General features: G+C 65.1%; 10 protein-coding genes. 9 read left to right on the top strand and 1 reads right to left on the bottom strand.

Annotation, left to right across the window (positions count from 1 at the left end):
- Nucleotides 1-258 precede the first annotated feature (258 nt).
- Nucleotides 259-2,112, bottom strand: a complete 1,854-nt coding sequence (locus TZ03_RS10415; protein WP_051097518.1) for an ABC transporter ATP-binding protein — start codon at nt 2,110-2,112, stop codon at nt 259-261.
- 299 nt (nt 2,113-2,411) lie between these two features.
- Between TZ03_RS10415 and bcsE the strand changes: the two genes are divergently transcribed.
- From bcsE to bcsC, 9 genes are read left to right on the top strand one after another with little or no spacing between them, the layout of a single operon-like run.
- Complete coding sequence (gene bcsE, locus TZ03_RS10410) at nt 2,412-3,902, top strand: cellulose biosynthesis protein BcsE (protein WP_051097517.1); 1,491 nt, start codon at nt 2,412-2,414, stop codon at nt 3,900-3,902.
- Complete coding sequence (bcsF, locus tag TZ03_RS10405) at nt 3,899-4,084, top strand: cellulose biosynthesis protein BcsF (RefSeq protein ID WP_051097516.1); 186 nt, start codon at nt 3,899-3,901, stop codon at nt 4,082-4,084. Before bcsE ends, bcsF begins: the two co-directional genes overlap by 4 nt.
- Nucleotides 4,077-5,696, top strand: a complete 1,620-nt coding sequence (gene bcsG / locus TZ03_RS10400) for a cellulose biosynthesis protein BcsG (RefSeq protein ID WP_051097515.1) — start codon at nt 4,077-4,079, stop codon at nt 5,694-5,696. Before bcsF ends, bcsG begins: the two co-directional genes overlap by 8 nt.
- Nucleotides 5,693-5,911 carry a cellulose biosynthesis protein BcsR gene (gene bcsR, locus TZ03_RS10395; RefSeq protein ID WP_051097514.1) on the top strand — a complete coding sequence of 73 codons (219 nt, stop codon included), beginning with the start codon at nt 5,693-5,695 and terminating at the stop codon, nt 5,909-5,911. The genes bcsG and bcsR overlap by 4 nt, the downstream gene beginning before the upstream one ends.
- Entirely contained in the window at nt 5,908-6,606 is a 699-nt protein-coding gene (bcsQ, locus tag TZ03_RS10390) for a cellulose biosynthesis protein BcsQ (protein WP_051097513.1), read from the top strand. The genes bcsR and bcsQ overlap by 4 nt, the downstream gene beginning before the upstream one ends.
- Nucleotides 6,603-9,212: a UDP-forming cellulose synthase catalytic subunit gene (bcsA, locus tag TZ03_RS10385; RefSeq protein ID WP_152645411.1), complete on the top strand. Its 2,610-nt coding sequence runs from the start codon at nt 6,603-6,605 to the stop codon at nt 9,210-9,212. Before bcsQ ends, bcsA begins: the two co-directional genes overlap by 4 nt.
- The gene (bcsB, locus tag TZ03_RS10380; RefSeq protein ID WP_082056596.1) at nt 9,209-11,488 is read left to right on the top strand and encodes a cellulose biosynthesis cyclic di-GMP-binding regulatory protein BcsB; all 2,280 of its coding nucleotides are present in this window, start codon (nt 9,209-9,211) and stop codon (nt 11,486-11,488) included. Before bcsA ends, bcsB begins: the two co-directional genes overlap by 4 nt.
- Nucleotides 11,488-12,603, top strand: a complete 1,116-nt coding sequence (bcsZ, locus tag TZ03_RS10375) for a cellulose synthase complex periplasmic endoglucanase BcsZ (RefSeq protein WP_051097510.1) — start codon at nt 11,488-11,490, stop codon at nt 12,601-12,603. The genes bcsB and bcsZ overlap by 1 nt, the downstream gene beginning before the upstream one ends.
- Nucleotides 12,591-16,100, top strand: coding sequence for a cellulose synthase complex outer membrane protein BcsC (gene bcsC, locus TZ03_RS10370; protein ID WP_051097509.1), 3,510 nt, complete (start codon nt 12,591-12,593; stop codon nt 16,098-16,100). Before bcsZ ends, bcsC begins: the two co-directional genes overlap by 13 nt.
- Nucleotides 16,101-16,182 lie beyond the last annotated feature (82 nt).

Below are 16,182 nucleotides of genomic sequence, written 5' to 3'. Positions count from 1 at the left end.
ACTGCCATATCCCCCGGCAGCGTGTGGCCTTCTTCGCGGGCAAGCCCGCTCCCACAGGGACCGCACAATTCCTGAATTCTGCTCGGTACCTGTGGGAGCTGGCTTGCCTGCGATGGGCTGCGAAGCAGCCCCAGGATTTCAGCGCAGATGCATAGATTGCCGGGGCTGCTTTGCAGCCCTTTCCGACCGGTCCGGCGCCCCGGCAAGGCCGCTTCTGCAAGGGATTGCGCAAGCATTCAGAGCTTACGCAATACAGGCCTATTCCACCGCCTCGACCACACCCTGGTCTTCACCCAGGAACCCGCCACTCTGGTGCTGCCAAAGCCGTGCATAAGTGCCGTTTTTCGCCAGCAGTGCCGCGTGGGTACCTTGTTCGATGATGCGCCCTTCATCCATTACGATCAGTCGGTCCATGGCCGCGATCGTGGACAACCGGTGGGCGATGGCGATGACGGTCTTGCCCTGCATCATTTCGTCCAGGCTTTCCTGGATGGCCACTTCTACTTCCGAGTCCAGCGCACTGGTGGCTTCGTCAAGCAGCAGGATCGGCGCATTCTTCAGCATTACCCGGGCAATGGCGATGCGCTGGCGCTGGCCGCCAGACAGCTTGATGCCACGTTCACCCACCAGGGTGTCGTAACCGCTATGGCCGTGCCGGTCGCTGAGCTGGCTGATGAAACCATCGGCCTGGGCATCGCGGGCGGCAGCGTGGATCTGCGCCTCGGTCGCGTCGGGGCGGCCATAGGCAATGTTGTCGCGGATTGAGCGGTGCAACAGCGAGGTGTCCTGGGTGACCATGCCGATGGCGCTGCGCAGGCTGTCTTGCGTGACCTTGGCGACGTTCTGCCCGTCGATGCGGATTTCGCCACTGTCCACGTCGTAAAAGCGCAGCAGCAAGTTGATCAAGGTGGACTTGCCGGCGCCGGAGCGGCCCACCAGCCCGACCTTCTCGCCCGGGTGGATGTGCAGGCTCAGGTCGTTAAGGACCTGGCGCTCGCCGTTGTAGTTGAAGCTGACATTGTCGAAAGTCACCGCGCCACCGCGGGGTACCAGCTCAGCGGCGTCCGCTGCATCCAGGACCTTGGGGGCGCGGGTGAGGGTGGCCATGCCGTCTTGCACGGTGCCGATGTTTTCGAACAGCGAGGTCATCTGCCACATGATCCAATGCGACATGCCGTTGATACGCAAAGCCATGGCGGTGATCGCCGCCACGGCCCCAGTGCCGACCTGGCCCTGATGCCAAAGCCACAGGGCATAGCCGCCTGCGCCAATGATCAAGCCCACCACCAGCGCCTGGTTGACGATCTCGAACTGGCTGACCAGGCGCATCTGGCGAAAGCCCGTCTGCTTGAAATCCTCCATGGCCGCGCGGGCGAAATGCGCTTCGCGTTTGGAATGCGAGAACAGCTTCACCGTGGTGATGTTGGTGTAGGCGTCTGAAACCCGCCCGGTCATGGATGAGCGCGCATGGGCCTGTTCCTGCCCGACCTTGCCCAGGCGCGGCACGAAATACAGCATGGCCAGCCCAAACAGTGCGACCCAGGCAATGAACGGCAGCATCAATTTCAGGGCGAAGCCGCCGGCCAGGGCGATGATGGCGATGAAGTACACGCCGATCCCAGGCAGGATTTCGATGACCGTGAACAGCACTTCGCGCACCGCCAGCGCCGTCTGCATCACCTTGGTGGTGACCCGGCCGGAGAACTCATCGGAAAAGAACGACAGGCTCTGCCGCAGCATCAGACGGTGGAAGTCCCAACGCAGTCTCAGCGGCAAATTGATCGCCAGTACCTGGTGCTGCACCATGGTGCGCAGCGCTACCAAGCCGATGCTGGTCAGCAGCACGATGCCAATGCTCCACAGCACTTGGCTTTCCGAGGTGCCTGCAGCGTCACCTGCCTGCCAGGCCGAGAGCAAGTCCACGACCTGCCCCAGAAATGAAAATAGCCAGGCCTCGTAGACCGAGACAGCGGCACTGAGCAGCGCAAGCGCGAGAATGTAGCCGCGGGCGCCGCGGGTACAGGCCCACATGAAACGCAGCAGGCCGACAGGCGGGGGTGGCGCTTCGTCAGGTGGGAATGGGTCGAGCCAGCGTTCAAAAACACGAAGCATCTTCGTCTCCGGAAAGTCAGTTTTTGCTTACCGGGTAACCATACAGCACATCCAGGCATTCGCCTGGGGGCATGGGCTTTTCTCAGCAAGCCAACACCCGATGGCGGGCGTTTGCAATTCATTACATATCAAGTTGACATTATTTTGCCTGCGTGCTGTATAATTGACGCTATTGTGTGTTCTGCATGTTGTTTGTCGTTTTTTTGACATTGATCATGAAATCTCAAGCGCCCATGTGCCACATTCATCTTTCAAGCCGTTTCAATTTTTAATTCAGAGCCAGTGTTTTGACGAATGGAATGCCGTTATTGGCTATTTCCGGCTTAGGCGCCGAGAGTAGCCAGTTTCATGTACAGGGACTGTATTGGTTGGCCTGTGACACCGCAGAAGACGCCACCTTGCTATGCCGCCAGGTAGTCGGAGGTATGCCAGACCACGTTCGCGCAGCCCTGATCGCCGACGCGCCAGCAAGCGCTGAGGTGCTGGGGATGCTCGATGCGGCGCAAGGTCCGACTGAACTGGCGCTGTACGAAACCAACCCAAAAGCCACCCTGCATCTGATCGATGATCTGCCCCGTATCGATGTTCCCGGGCGTGTGCTGGTGCTGCTCGCACCTGCTGACGTCTGGGCGGGCGGCAACGTCGAGCGTTGGTGCAATGCGATGCGCCCGGTGTTGTTGGCCGAGGCTGCGCTACTGCTGGTCATCAGCAGCGGGCAGAGCACCGGGCTGGTGGAACGCCTGCGCGCTTTCAACCAAGGCATCGACGGGCTGGCGCAGCTGTATCGCGGCAAGGGCGGGGTACGCTACCTGCAGCATTTCTGGAGCAACCAGCTCGGCAAAATCGGTACACGGGATGTGGAACTGGCACGGCTCGATGCGGGCTTTGCCGTTGCCGGGGCGCCGCAGCTGCACTCCCACACCGGTGGCGATGAGTTGTTGTACCTGGCCCAGCGCCCGGTACTGGAGGGGGCGCCAGCCTTCTCCGAGCATTGGCAGGTCTGCGAAAGCCTCGATGAACTGGGTGCCAAAGCCAGCCTGGCGGTTTCCGCCACGGTGGTCTTTGCCATGGACGGTGGGCAGCGCCTGGATAGCCTGGCGCGCCAGCTGCACCGCTTGCGCCAGTTGCGTGGCAATGCCCTGAAGCTGGTGGTACGCGAGATGGCGCCTACCCTGCGCTACCAGGATGAACAACTGTTGCTGGCCTGCGGCGCTAGCCAGATCGTGCCGTTCGGTGCCAGCCTGTCGCGCTTTTTGACCATGGTCGAGAGCATCCAGGGTTACGTCTGGCGGCGCCATCTGCCAAGCGACTTCGATGCCTTGCTCGCGCGCCTGCGGCCGCTGGCCATTTGCGGGATGGTGGCGCCCCGCGCGTTCGCCGAAGCGGTGCAGACCATGTGGCACGGTGTGCGCAACGGCGAAATCGTCCACCAGTTGCTGGTTTTGCGCGCGGCCCCTGGCCTGACGCCGTTGCAGGCATGCTCGCGCACGGTGTTCCGCCGTGACGGCGACATAGCCTGTGTGGTTGGCGACGTGCTGTTCCTGTTCCTGTTCGCATGCCGTGCCGAAGGCGTCGAACAGGCACTCGACCACATCTTCCAGTTGTCGTGGAAAGAGCTGTTCATCAGCCAGGAGGTGCTTACCGGCGTCGACAGCCTGGCCACCTCGGCCTTCCTCGAAGACAGCCTGCCACGGCCACCCATGTTCGACGCTGCGGCGCAACTGCCGACACAGCCGCGGCCGGCCTTGGCACCGCGTCGGGTCGCCCTTGGCAAGCGGGGCGCAGCATGAACTTCGTGCAACTGCTGCAAGTGATTGCCATCACCGCGCTGGTCACCTTGGGGCTGGCGCTGCTGGTGCTGCGTTTGCGCGCTGCGATGCGCGCCTGGTTGCGCCGTCGCCTTTCACCCCGTTACCTGAAACCACTGGGCGTACGCCGCCGCGCTGCACGCCAGGAACCCCGTAATGACTAATGCAACCACCACCCTCCCGGTACCGGCCCGATGGCCTGGACTGGGAGGGTGGAACCTCTATTTCCTGGCTAAGTTCCTGCTGGTCGCCCTTGGCATGCTCGACTTCCAGGCACTGCCGAACCTGTTGTTCGCCGCGTTTCTGCTGATTCCGTTGCCGGGCAAGTGGCTGCGCATTGCGCGGCAGTTGGCGGCAGTGCCGATAGGCATCGCGTTGTTCTACCAGGATACCTGGTTGCCACCCTTCAGCCGCTTGCTGGCGCAGCCGGGGGTGCTCGATTTCTCGTGGGACTACCTGGTCGAGCTGCTTGGGCGCTTCATCAACTGGAACCTGTTGGGCGCGTTGGCGCTGTTGCTGGTGGGCTACCTGTACCTGCGCCATTGGCTGCGCCTGAGTACCTTGAGCCTGCTGGGGCTGGCCTGGCTGGCCGTCGGTGGCCTGCCGTCGCTGGGGGCTGGCGCGGGCCAGGCGTCCAGCGCCGCTGTTGGCAGCCTGGCAGAGCCAGTGCAGGCCGCTGCGGTTGCCGACAACGCTACGCTCGACAACTGGCTCGAGCGGTTTTTCGCCAGTGAGCGTGACCGGGTGACGGCGTTCCCGGCCATGAAGGCCGATGAGCAGCCGTTCGACCTGCTGGTGATCAACATCTGTTCGCTGGCCTGGGACGATCTGTCGGCCGTCGGGCTGCGTGAAAACCCGCTGTTCTCGCGCCTGGACGTGATCTTCGACCAGTTCAACTCGGCCACTTCCTACAGCGGGCCGGCCGCCATCCGCGTGCTGCGTGCCAGCTGTGGCCAGTCGTCCCACGCGGGCCTGTACCAGAGCGCCCCGGAGCAGTGCCTGTTGTTCCAGAACCTGGCCAGGCTCGGCTTCCAGAGCAATACCTTGCTCAACCACAGCGGCCGGTTCGACAACTTCATCGGTGACATTACCCAGCAGCACATGCCGCAGCCCGGCTTGCGCAATACCGACTTCCCGCGGGCACTGGTCGGCTTCGACGGCTCGCCGATTGCCAGCGACCTGGAGGTGTTGCGGCGCTGGTGGGGGCAGCGCAAAGGTGCCCCGGCCGAGCATGTGTCGCTGTTCTACAACAGCATCAGCCTGCATGACGGCAACCGCATCGTGACCGCAGATGGTGGCACCCGCGTGGCTGATTACGCCACCCGCGCCAACCGCCTGTTTGGCGAGCTTGGCAGCTTCTTCGATGAACTGGAGCGCAGTGGCCGCCGTGTGGTCGTGGCAATCGTCCCAGAGCATGGCGCCGCGCTGCATGGCGACCGCATGCAGCTGTCGGGCATGCGTGAAATCCCCACGCCATCGATTACCCATGTACCGGTAGGCCTCAAGTTCATCGGCATGGGGCAGCCTGCCCGCAGTGAGCCGCTGCGCGTCTCGGCACCCACCAGCTACCTGGCCTTGTCCGAGCTTATCTCGCGCGTGTACGCCGGCCTGGGCCAGCAGCAGGTGCTCGATGTGCCCAGCCTGCTGATCGACCTGCCGACCACCGAACAGGTTGCGGAAACCGCCGGTGCGCAAGTTGTGAATTACCAAGGGCGTGCCTACATGCGCCTGCAAGGCCAGCCCGACTGGCAGCCCATCCCCAAGGAGCGCCCATGAACACTGGCAAAGCGGACCCCTCCGAGCGTAGCGACGATATCGCCCAACTGCGCCAGCACCTGGACATGCCGGACCTGACCTACCAGGACATCTCCATGCTGGTGGGGGTTCAGCAGGCCTTGCAGCGCTGGCCGTTGCTGGGTGAAAGCTGCCGGGCCAGCACCGCGGGCGCGCTGTATACAGCTGCACCACGGCGCGAGGTGGTGTCGCCATGACCAGCCTGGCATTGCACGGGGTGCGCGGTGGCCTGGGGCGCAGCGCCCTGCTGGCCGCGCTGGGCTATGCGCTGCAGGGGGTGGGCGAGCGGGTACTGCTGATCGACCTGTGCCCACACAACCTGCTGGGGCTGCACTTCAATCTGCCACTCGACACGCGCGAAGGTTGGGCGCTTGCCGAGCGGGAAGGGCGGCCGTTCACCGATGCCGTGTACCAGGTGCTCGATGGTCTGTGCCTGCTGCCGTTCGGCGATGCGCCAGCTGGCCCGCTGGCCGATGCAGACGCTTGGGGCGCTCGCCAGGTTGAACTGGCCGAGCACTTCGACTGGGTGCTGTTCGACCTGCCGCAGCCGCCGGCCGATGCCGTGGGCCGTAGTATCGAAACCGATGTGCGGATACTGGTGGCCGAGGCTGAAATGGCCAGCCACCTGCTGCTCGGTCGCCGGCCGATCGAGCACTACGACCTGCTGCTGGTCAATCGTTACGACCCGGCCAGCCGCTTGCAGAGTGACCTGTTGATGGTGTGGCGCGACCTGTTCCGTGATCGTCTGCCCATTCAGGTGGTGCACCGCGACGAGGCCTTCCTCGAGGCCCTGGCATGCAAGGCACCGCTCGGCCATCACGCACCGCAGAGCCTGGCCTGTCGGGACGTGCAGAGCCTGGCGGTGCGCTGCCTGACGAGGCGCCAGCCGTGATGTTGAAGCCGCAGTCGGCCTATGCCTGGTTCACCGCGCGCGGCGCGCGGTTGCCGGTCGCATGGCTATTTACCCTGGGCGTGTGGTTGGTTTTCCTGTTCTTGCGCCTGGAGTCGCCCGCCTGGCAAGCCCTGTTGGCCGAGCGTCAGCGCCTGTACCCGCAACTGGCGGGCAAGCGCCCGAGCTTGGGCGACCCGCTGCGTCTGTTGATCCAGAGCCTGTGGTTGCTGCTGCGCCGCCAACCGGTGCCACGCCAGCCGGGGCCCGCCCGGCACGCATTGGGTGCAGTGCGTGCGCAACTGCGCGGCGTGCGGCAGCTTGTACGCCACTACCGCAGCCTGCTGATCGACAGCCTGCAGCAGGTACCCGCACGCTACCGCGCCAGTGCTTTCAAGCATGCAGCCTCGACACGCCTGCGCGGCTTGAGCGTGTTCGCCCGGCGGGTGTTCTATAGCGTGCTGACGCTGTGCGCCATTGGCCTGGCCGTGCTGTGCGTGACCGAACCGTTCGGCTATCTGGCGCAGTTGGTGTTCATCTGCCTGCTGCTGGGCATTGCCATGCTGGTACGGCACATGCCCGGCCGCTTCCCGACATTGATGCTGATCGTGCTGTCGACCATCATTTCTTGCCGCTACCTGTGGTGGCGCTATACAGCGACCCTGAACTGGAACGACAGCACCGACCTGGTGTGTGGGGTGATCCTGCTGGCAGCCGAGACCTATTCGTGGTTCGTGCTGATCCTGGGTTACATCCAGACCAGCTGGCCGTTGCAGCGCAAGCCGGCGAACCTGCCAGCAAATCCGCGGCACTGGCCGACGGTCGACCTGATGATCCCCACCTACAACGAAGACTTGTCGGTGGTGCGCACAACGGTGCTGGCTGCCCTAGGCCTGGACTGGCCACGCGAGTGCCTGCGCATCTATATCCTCGATGATGGCCGGCGCGAAGCGTTTCGCGCGTTCGCCGACGAAGTGGGGGTGGGCTACATCGTGCGCCCGGACAGCAAGCACGCCAAGGCCGGCAACCTCAACCATGCGCTGGGCAAGACCGACAGCGAACTGATCGCCATTTTCGACTGCGACCACGTGCCGGTGCGCTCCTTCCTGCAACTGACGGTGGGCTGGTTCCTCAAGGACCCGAAGCTTGCGCTGGTGCAGACGCCGCACCATTTCTTCTCGCCCGACCCGTTCGAGCGCAACCTGGGCTCGTTCCGCCGTCGCCCCAATGAAGGGGAGCTGTTCTACGGCCTGATCCAGGACGGCAACGACATGTGGAATGCCGCCTTCTTCTGTGGTTCGTGTGCCGTGCTGCGCCGTACAGCGTTGGAAAGCATCGGCGGCTTTGCCGTCGAAACCGTGACCGAAGATGCCCATACCGCCTTGCGTATGCACCGCCAGGGCTGGTCTTCGGCCTACCTGAGCATCCCGCAGGCGGCCGGCTTGGCCACCGAGAGCCTGTCGGCGCACATTGGCCAGCGTATTCGCTGGGCTCGGGGCATGGTGCAGATCTTCCGTACCGACAACCCGCTGTTCGGCCGCGGGCTGAGCCTGTTCCAGCGGGTGTGTTATGCCAACGCGATGTTGCACTTCCTGGCCGGCCTGCCGCGGCTGGTGTTCCTGACCGCGCCGCTGGCGTTCCTGTTGCTGCATGCCTACATCATCTATGCGCCCGCGTTGATGATCCTGCTCTACGTGCTGCCGCACATGATCCACGCCAGCCTCACCAACTCGCGCATGCAGGGCAAGTACCGGCAGACCTTCTGGGGCGAGGTCTACGAGACCGTGTTGGCCTGGTACATCGCACGCCCCACCACGGTCGCGCTGTTCGCGCCGAAGAAGGGCAAGTTCAACGTCACCGCCAAGGGCGGCCTGATGGAGCAGGAGCAGTTCGACTGGCGTATCGCCCAGCCTTACCTGTGGCTTGCGGCACTCAACGTGGCTGGATTGGGCTTTGCCGTTTGGCGCCTGTTCGCCGGCCCGGCGGCCGAAATCGGCACGGTGATCGTCAGCTCGCTGTGGGTGATCTACAACCTGCTGATCATCGGCGCCGCTGTTGCCGTGGCTGCCGAGGTGCGCCAGGTGCGCCGCGCCCACCGGGTGCAGATGCGCTTGTCGGCGGGGCTGGTGCTGGCCAGCGGTCACGCCTACCCCTGCACGCTGGTCGATTATTCCGATGGTGGTGTCGGCCTGCAGTTGCACCCGGGCCTTGCGCTCGAAGCGGGGGAGCGGGTGCGTCTGCTGCTCAGCCGTGGCCAGCGTGAGTTCGCCTTCCAAGCGTGTGTCACCCGTACCGTCGGGCAACACGTGGGCCTGGTGTTCCACGACCTTAGCCAGCAACAGCGCATCGACCTGGTTCATTGCACCTTTGCCCGTGCCGATGCCTGGCTTGGCTGGCACGAGCAACATGCAGTCGACCGCCCGCTGCGCAGCCTGGTCGATGTGCTGAAACTGGGCGGTGTCGGTTACCTGCGCCTGGTCGAGCACATGCCGCCATGGCTGCGGGCGTGGTGGCGCCCACTGCGCAGGCTGGCGCTCTGGTTGGCCAGCTACCGCCCCCGCACACCGCGGCCTATTCCTTCCCTGAACCTTGTTGATCGAGACGCATGATGACTGGTTATCCCGCGCGTACCTGGGGCCTGGCGCTGGCGCTGTTCGCCGCCTTGTCGCAGAGCGCTGCCGCCGCTGTAGCCCCGCTTGCCGAGCCAGCCGTACCCACGGTACCGAACTGGCCGGTTGCGAAAACCTTCGAGCAGCTTGGGCATACGTCCGACAGCCTGCTGCTGGGGGTGCGCAACAGCGAGCATATCGAATTCGGCCTGCGTCGCGACCGCCTCGCCACCGATGCCACCTTGCAGTTGGACTACACGCCTTCGCCAGCGCTGTTGCCGAACCTGTCGCATCTGCGCGTCTACCTCAATGACGAGTTGATGGGCGTGGTGGCGGTGGAGAAGGAACAGCTTGGCCAGCGCGTACGCCGCCAACTGCCACTGGAGCCGAAACTGCTCAGTGACTTCAACCGGGTACGCCTGGAGTTCGTCGGGCATTACACCGACATCTGCGAAGACCCGGCGCACAGTGGCCTGTGGCTGAACCTGAACCGCAAGAGCCAGGTGCAGTTGCACGAGCAGGCGCTGGCACTGGACAACGACCTGGCATATTTCCCGCTGCCGTTCTTCGACGCGCGCGACACCGGCAAGGTAGCGCTGCCAGTGGTGTTCAGCGGCGTGCCGAGCCTGGGTGAGCAGCGTGCAGCCGCGATTCTGGCGTCTTACTTCGGCAGCCAGGCCGGTTGGCGCAAGGCAACCTTCCCGGTGCTGTACAACAGCCTGCCGGAGCGTGGTGAGCAACCCACACCGAGCATCGTGTTTGCCAGCAACGACCGCCGCCCGGCATTCCTCGCCGACCTACAGCAGTTTCCGTTGGTCGACGGCCCGGTGCTGCAGATGATCGACCACCCGGACGACCGTTTCAGCAAAGTGCTGCTGGTGCTGGGCCGTAACGACGACGACCTGGTCAAGGCGGCCTTGGCACTGGCGGTTGGCAACAACCTGTTCCGCGGTGCGCGGGTGAAGGTTGAGCAGATGACCGCGTTGCAACCGCGCCAGCCCTACGATGCACCGAACTGGACGCGTACCGACCGGCCGGTACGCTTCGCCGAGTTGCTCGATTACCCCGAGCAACTGCAGGTTACTGGCCTGCAACCGCGACCGGTGACGCTGGAGCTGAACCTGCCGCCCGACTTGTTCGTCTGGCGCAACCAGGGCATTGCGCTGCGCACGTTGTATCGCTACACGGCACCGGCAGTGACCGACGAATCGCGCTTGAGCATCAGCGTCAATGACCAGTACATCACCAGCATGCCGCTGGTGGGCAATGACCGGCGTGGCGGCACGCTCGAAGAAATGCGCCTGGCGCTGTTGTCCAGTGACGGCAGCGCATCGGCCGAGAAGTCGCTGGTGCCGGCGTTGAAGATCGGCGACCGCAACCGTCTGCGTTTCGATTTCAGCTTTGCCAGCACCCTGGGCAGTGCCCAGCGCGACCGCTGCCAGACGTCGCTGCCGGTGGACGTGCGTGCGGCGATCGACGAAAACTCGACCATCGACCTGTCCGGTTACCACCATTACATCGCCATGCCCGACCTGCGCGCATTCGCCCGCAGCGGCTTCCCGTTCAGCCGCATGGCAGACCTTTCCGAAACGCTGGTGATCATGCCGGCCAAACCCACGGCAATGCAGGTTGGCACCTTGCTCGATGCTATCGCTGGGCTGGCTGGGCAAATCGGTTACCCGGCGCTTGGCCTGAAGCTGGTCGATGACTGGCAACAGGCCGCTGCGGTAGATGCTGACCTGCTGCTGCTCGGCAGCCTGCCCGAAGCCCTGCGCGATGCGCCTAACCTTGGCCTGCTGCTCAGCGCCCAGCGTGACTGGCTGCTGCAAGGCCGTAGCGCAGGGTTGCCGGGTAGCCAGCGCTTCGATAACGCGCCGGTGGCCGCGAGTAGCCGTGTGGCGGTCAGCGCGCAGGCGCCGATCGCGGCGATCACCGGGCTGAAGTCGCCCTTTCACGAGCAGCGCAGTGTCGTTGCCCTGTTGGCCAACAGCGACAGTGACTACAGCTTGCTGCGCGACGTGCTTGGCGATGTGGGCAAGCTCGATGCCGTGGCTGGCTCGGTAACGCTGGTGCGCAGCAGTGGTGTGAGCAGCCAGTTCGTCGGCGAGCACTATTTTGTTGGCGCGCTGCCGTGGTGGCTGCTGCTGTGGTTCCACTTGTCCGAGCACCCGGTGTTGTTGGCGGCGCTCGCAGCCATTTGCGTGGTGTTGTTCGCCTTCTTGCTGTGGCGGGCACTGCGTTGGGCTGGCCGGCGCCGCCTGGGTGAGGCAGGGTGATGATGCGTCAGTTGCTGGTGGGGTTGGCCGCCTTGGGCCTGCCTGTTTTCGCGAGTGCCGTGCCGGCTTGCCCGTGGGCTGCCTGGGACCGTTTCAAGGCCGAACTGGTTAGCGTGGACGGTCGGGTCATCGACCCGAGCGACGAGCGCCTGATCACTACCTCGGAAGGGCAGAGCTATGCACTGTTCTTCGCCCTGGTGGGCAATGATCGGCAGGCCTTCGCGCAGTTGCTGCGCTGGACCAGCAACAACCTTGCCGAGGGCGACCTGGCCCGGCATCTGCCAGCCTGGCTGTGGGGCCGTAATGACCAGAACCAGTGGCAGGTGCTGGACCCCAACAACGCCAGCGACGCCGACCTGTGGATTGCCTACAGTCTGCTGGAGGCGGGGCGGCTGTGGAATGCGCCGGCTTACACGCAACTGGGCCAGCGCCTGCTGTGGCGCATCGCCGCGCAGACCGTGCGCAAGCTGCCGGGCCTGGGCGTGATGCTGCTGCCGGGTGACCACGGCTTCGAGGATGCGCGCGGCACCCGCTTGAACCCCAGCTACCTGCCGCTGCAGCTGTTCGACCGCTTCAGTCTGGTGGACCCGTTGTGGGGCGAGCTGGCCGATAACGCGCGGCGTTTATGGCTGGCTTCGTCGCCAAAAGGGTTTGCTCCGGACTGGCTGCTGTGGACGCCTGCTGGTGAACTGGCGACGGACCCGCAACAGGGCAGTGCCGGCGACTACGACGCCATTCGGGTGTACCTGTGGGTCGGCATGCTGGCCAAGGACGCAGCACAGCGTAACCAGCTGGTTGCCCACTATGCGCCGATGGCCGCATTGACCACGCGTCAAGGGCTACCGCCAGAGCGCGTGGATGCGCACAGCAGCATTGCCAGTGGCCATGGGCCGCTGGGTTTCTCCGCAGCCTTGCTGCCATTGCTGGCGGCTTCGCCCGAGCACGTTGCTGGCCTGGCGGCCCAGCGTCAGCGGCTGCACGAGCAACCAGTCGAGGCCAAGGCATATTACAGCCAGGTGCTGGCGTTGTTTGGCCAGGGCTGGGATGAACACCGCTACCGGTTTGACTCGCACGGTCGCCTGTTGCCAGCCTGGAGCGCGCCATGCAGCGAATGATAGGCGCGCTGATGCTGGCGACGGTGGTTTGCCAGGCTGTGGCGCAACCCAGGGATGCCGATGAACAGCGCCAATGGCTGTTGGACCAGGTGCGCCGGGGCGAGGCATTGCACCGTGACGACCTGGTGCGCGATGCGCTGGGCCGGCTGCAATTGCTGGAACCGCGCAACCTGGATGTGCTGCTGGCGGCCTTGAGCCTGGCCTTGCGTGACAAGAACAACGCCGAGGCTGAGCAGTTGCAGGCAAGGATCAGTGCCCTGGCGCCTGCCAGCCGTCAGGCACGCCAGGCCAGGCGCCTGCTCGAACTGCAGCAGCCAGAGGCCGCGCGGCGCTTGCAGCAGGCACGGTTGTTAGCCGTTACCGGGCGCAGTGAAGAGGCGCTGGCGGCGTATGAGCAGTTGTTCGCAGGTGAGCCGCCCAGCCTTGAGCTGGCCCTGGACTACTGGCGCGTGCGCGGCAACCTGCCAGGCCAACGCCCTGAAGCGATCCGACAGTTGCAGCAGTTGGACCGGCAGTACCCGGGCAGTGCCGGGCTGCGCCAGACCCTGGCCGGTTGGCTGTTCGCCGAAAATCGTGACCGCGAGGCGCTGGCCTTGCTCGATCAACTGGCGCGCGATCCTGGCGCACGAGATGCCGCCGCCCAGCGTGAGTTCGACTACCTGTCCGGGCAAACGGTTAGCGCCGCCAGCGCGGCGGCCTGGCAAGCCTTCCTCCAGCGCTACCCGGCCTCCCCACTTCTGGCGCAGGCCAGCGAGACCCTGCAACAGCAGCGCAAACTGCTGGCCGACCCGTCCTGGCAGGCCGGCCAGCGGGGCAAGGCATTGCTCGACAAGGGCCGCAACGCCGAAGCCGAAGTACAGTTGCGTAGGGCGCTGCGCCACTACCCGGATGACGCTAGCCTGCACGGAGCCCTGGGCTATGCCCTGATGCGCCAGAGCCGCTACGAGGGCGCCAATGCGGCGTTCCGGGCGGCCAGTGCCAAAGAGCAGGACACCTACTGGATCAGCCAGTGGAAGGACCTGGAGTCCTCCAGCCAGTACTGGAGCCTGCTCAACAAAGGCGAGCGGGCATTGCAAGCGAAAGACCTGCGCGGTGCGCGCGCACTGTACTTGCAGGCACGTCAGCAGCGCCCGCAGGACGAATACGCCGTGCTGGGCCTGGCGGATGTGTCGCTGGCCGAGGGTGACACGGCTGCCGCCGAGCGGCAATTCTTACAGGTGCGGCGCATGGCACCGGATAACGAAAGTGCCGTGCGTGGTCTGATGCGTGTGTACCAGGTGCAATCGCCCGACAAGGCGCGGGGGTACCTGGACAGCCTGCCAGCCCGGCAGCAAGTGCAGTTCGCCAGCCTGCGCCGCAGCCTGGAACTGGCGCGCCTGCGCCAACAAGGTGACGAGGCCCAGCAGCGCGAAGACTGGGTGGCGGCCAGCCAGGCGCTGGGCCAGGCCTATGCCTTGGCCCCCGATGAACCCTGGTTGGTCTATCAGCTGGCCAACAGCCTGCGCCACCTGGGGCGCACAGCCGAGGCCGATGCGGCATTCGCCAAGCTGGTGCAGCATCAGCCGGACGACCCGGCGACCCGCTATGCCCACGGCCTGTTCCTGGAGTCCAGCGACCGGGATGCCTTGGCCTTGGACAGCATGGGCGCGGTGCCCCAGGGGGCTTGGAGCGCTGACATGCACGCGCTGCAGCAGCGAATTCGGCGGCGCATGACCCTGGCCTCGGCGCAGCAACTGCAGGCGCAAGGCCGCAGCGCCGAAGCGACAGCGCTGCTCGAGGCCAGCCTGGCGCGTGGCGATGGTGGCCCGGACGACCTGATGCTGTTGGCCGATTGGGCGGCGGCGCGCGATGAGCATGACAAGGCGCGCGGCTACTACCAGCGCGTGCTTGCCGTACAGCCCGGGCGAGCCACAGCGCGCCTTGGTGTGATCGAAAGCGCGGTGGCTGAAGGCAACCTGGCGCAGGCCCGGCACATGCTGGCCGTGCAGGTGCCACAATTGGCCGCTGATGACAGCAACGCCCAGCGGCGCATGGCGGCTGTCTGGGTCGCCTTGGGCGAACACGACCAGGCGGCCAGACTGCTCGACCGGATTGCCGCGCAGCAGGCTCGTCCCGATCCGTTGTTGCGCCGCGACGCCGCCCGCCTGGTGGCGCAGGCTGACCCGCAACAGGCGCTGCACCTCTACGCCGCGGCGATGGCCGATGCGCAATTGCTCGACCGTGCCGCCGTATCGCCACGGGACAACCGTGCGCTGACGCTGGCCAGCCGAGCGCGGGACGCCGACGACTGGCTGGCGCGCAGCCTGCGCAGCGATGTCGATGCACTGTACCGCCAGCGCAATACCCAGGTGACCCTGATGCATGACTACGGCTGGCGCGAGGACGACGGTACACCGGGCACGTCCGAACTGAGCACCCAGTCGACCTTGCTGCATATCGATACCCCTTGGCAGGACGGCACCGCGTTTGCGCGGGTGGAGCGCATTGGCATGGATGCGGGGTCGTTCAAGCAGAACGATCAGGGGCGCTACACTGCGGATTTCGGCAGTTGCCAGTTCGTGGGCGGGACTGATGACGGGAATGCCTGCGAGGGTGGTTCACAAACCGCTGACGGCAGTGTGCTGGCGTTGGGCTGGCAGGGCAGTCGCTGGGCGTTCGACCTGGGCACTACCCAGGGTTACCTGATCGACAACTGGTTGGGTGGAGCAACGGTCAACGGCGACTTCGGGCAGGTTGGCTGGTCGCTGACCGCTTCCCGCCGGCCGATGAGCAATTCGCTGCTGTCCTTTGCCGGGGCACGTGACCGCCCGACGGGGGTGCGCTGGGGCGGGGTCACGGCCAATGGTGCCACGCTGGGCCTGAGCTGGGACCAAGGGGGCGACGACGGTGTCTGGGCGAGCCTGGGGCACCATTGGCTGTATGGCGAGAACGTTGCCGACAACCAGCGCACCCGCGCCATGGCCGGATACTACCGGCGCGTGGTGGAAAAAGCCGACGAGCGTGTGCGCGTTGGCCTGACGTTGATGCACTGGCGCCACGCCAAGGACTTGGGCGGCTACAGCCTGGGGCAGGGGGGCTATTACAGCCCGCAGCGCTACACGTCGGTTGGCGTGCCGGTCAGTTATGCCTGGCGCAACTACGACTGGTCGTTGTTGCTGGAGGGGGCGGTCAGCTGGTCGCAGGCCCATAGCGGCCGCAGCCGCCTGTACCCGGACGCGCATATCAAGCGCAAGGTGCTGGCGCAGTATGGCGTGGATTCGAACATCGATGCCATGAACGACGCCAGCGACAGCAGCGGGCTGGGCTACCGCGTGCGTGGCCTGTTCGAACGGCGTTTGAGCGACCATTGGGTGCTGGGCGGTGGGTTCGACTGGCAGCACAGCGATGACTATGCGCCTAGCCACGGCATGCTCTACCTGCGCTACCTGTTCGAACCTTGGCGAGGCAACCTGGCGCTGCCGGTTACGCCGCTGGAACCCTACAGCGAGTGGCGTTGACGGCACCGGCTACGCCGGTATTCGCGGGTAAACCTTAATGCCAGTCAGTTAAGCAATCTGGGGCCGCTTTGCGGCCCTTCGC

Origin of the sequence: Pseudomonas sp. 10-1B (genome assembly GCF_000935045.1) — a bacterium.
Lineage (GTDB): Bacteria > Pseudomonadota > Gammaproteobacteria > Pseudomonadales > Pseudomonadaceae > Aquipseudomonas.
Note: the sequence above shows the minus strand (reverse complement) of the source record. Positions and strands in the feature narration are given on the sequence as shown.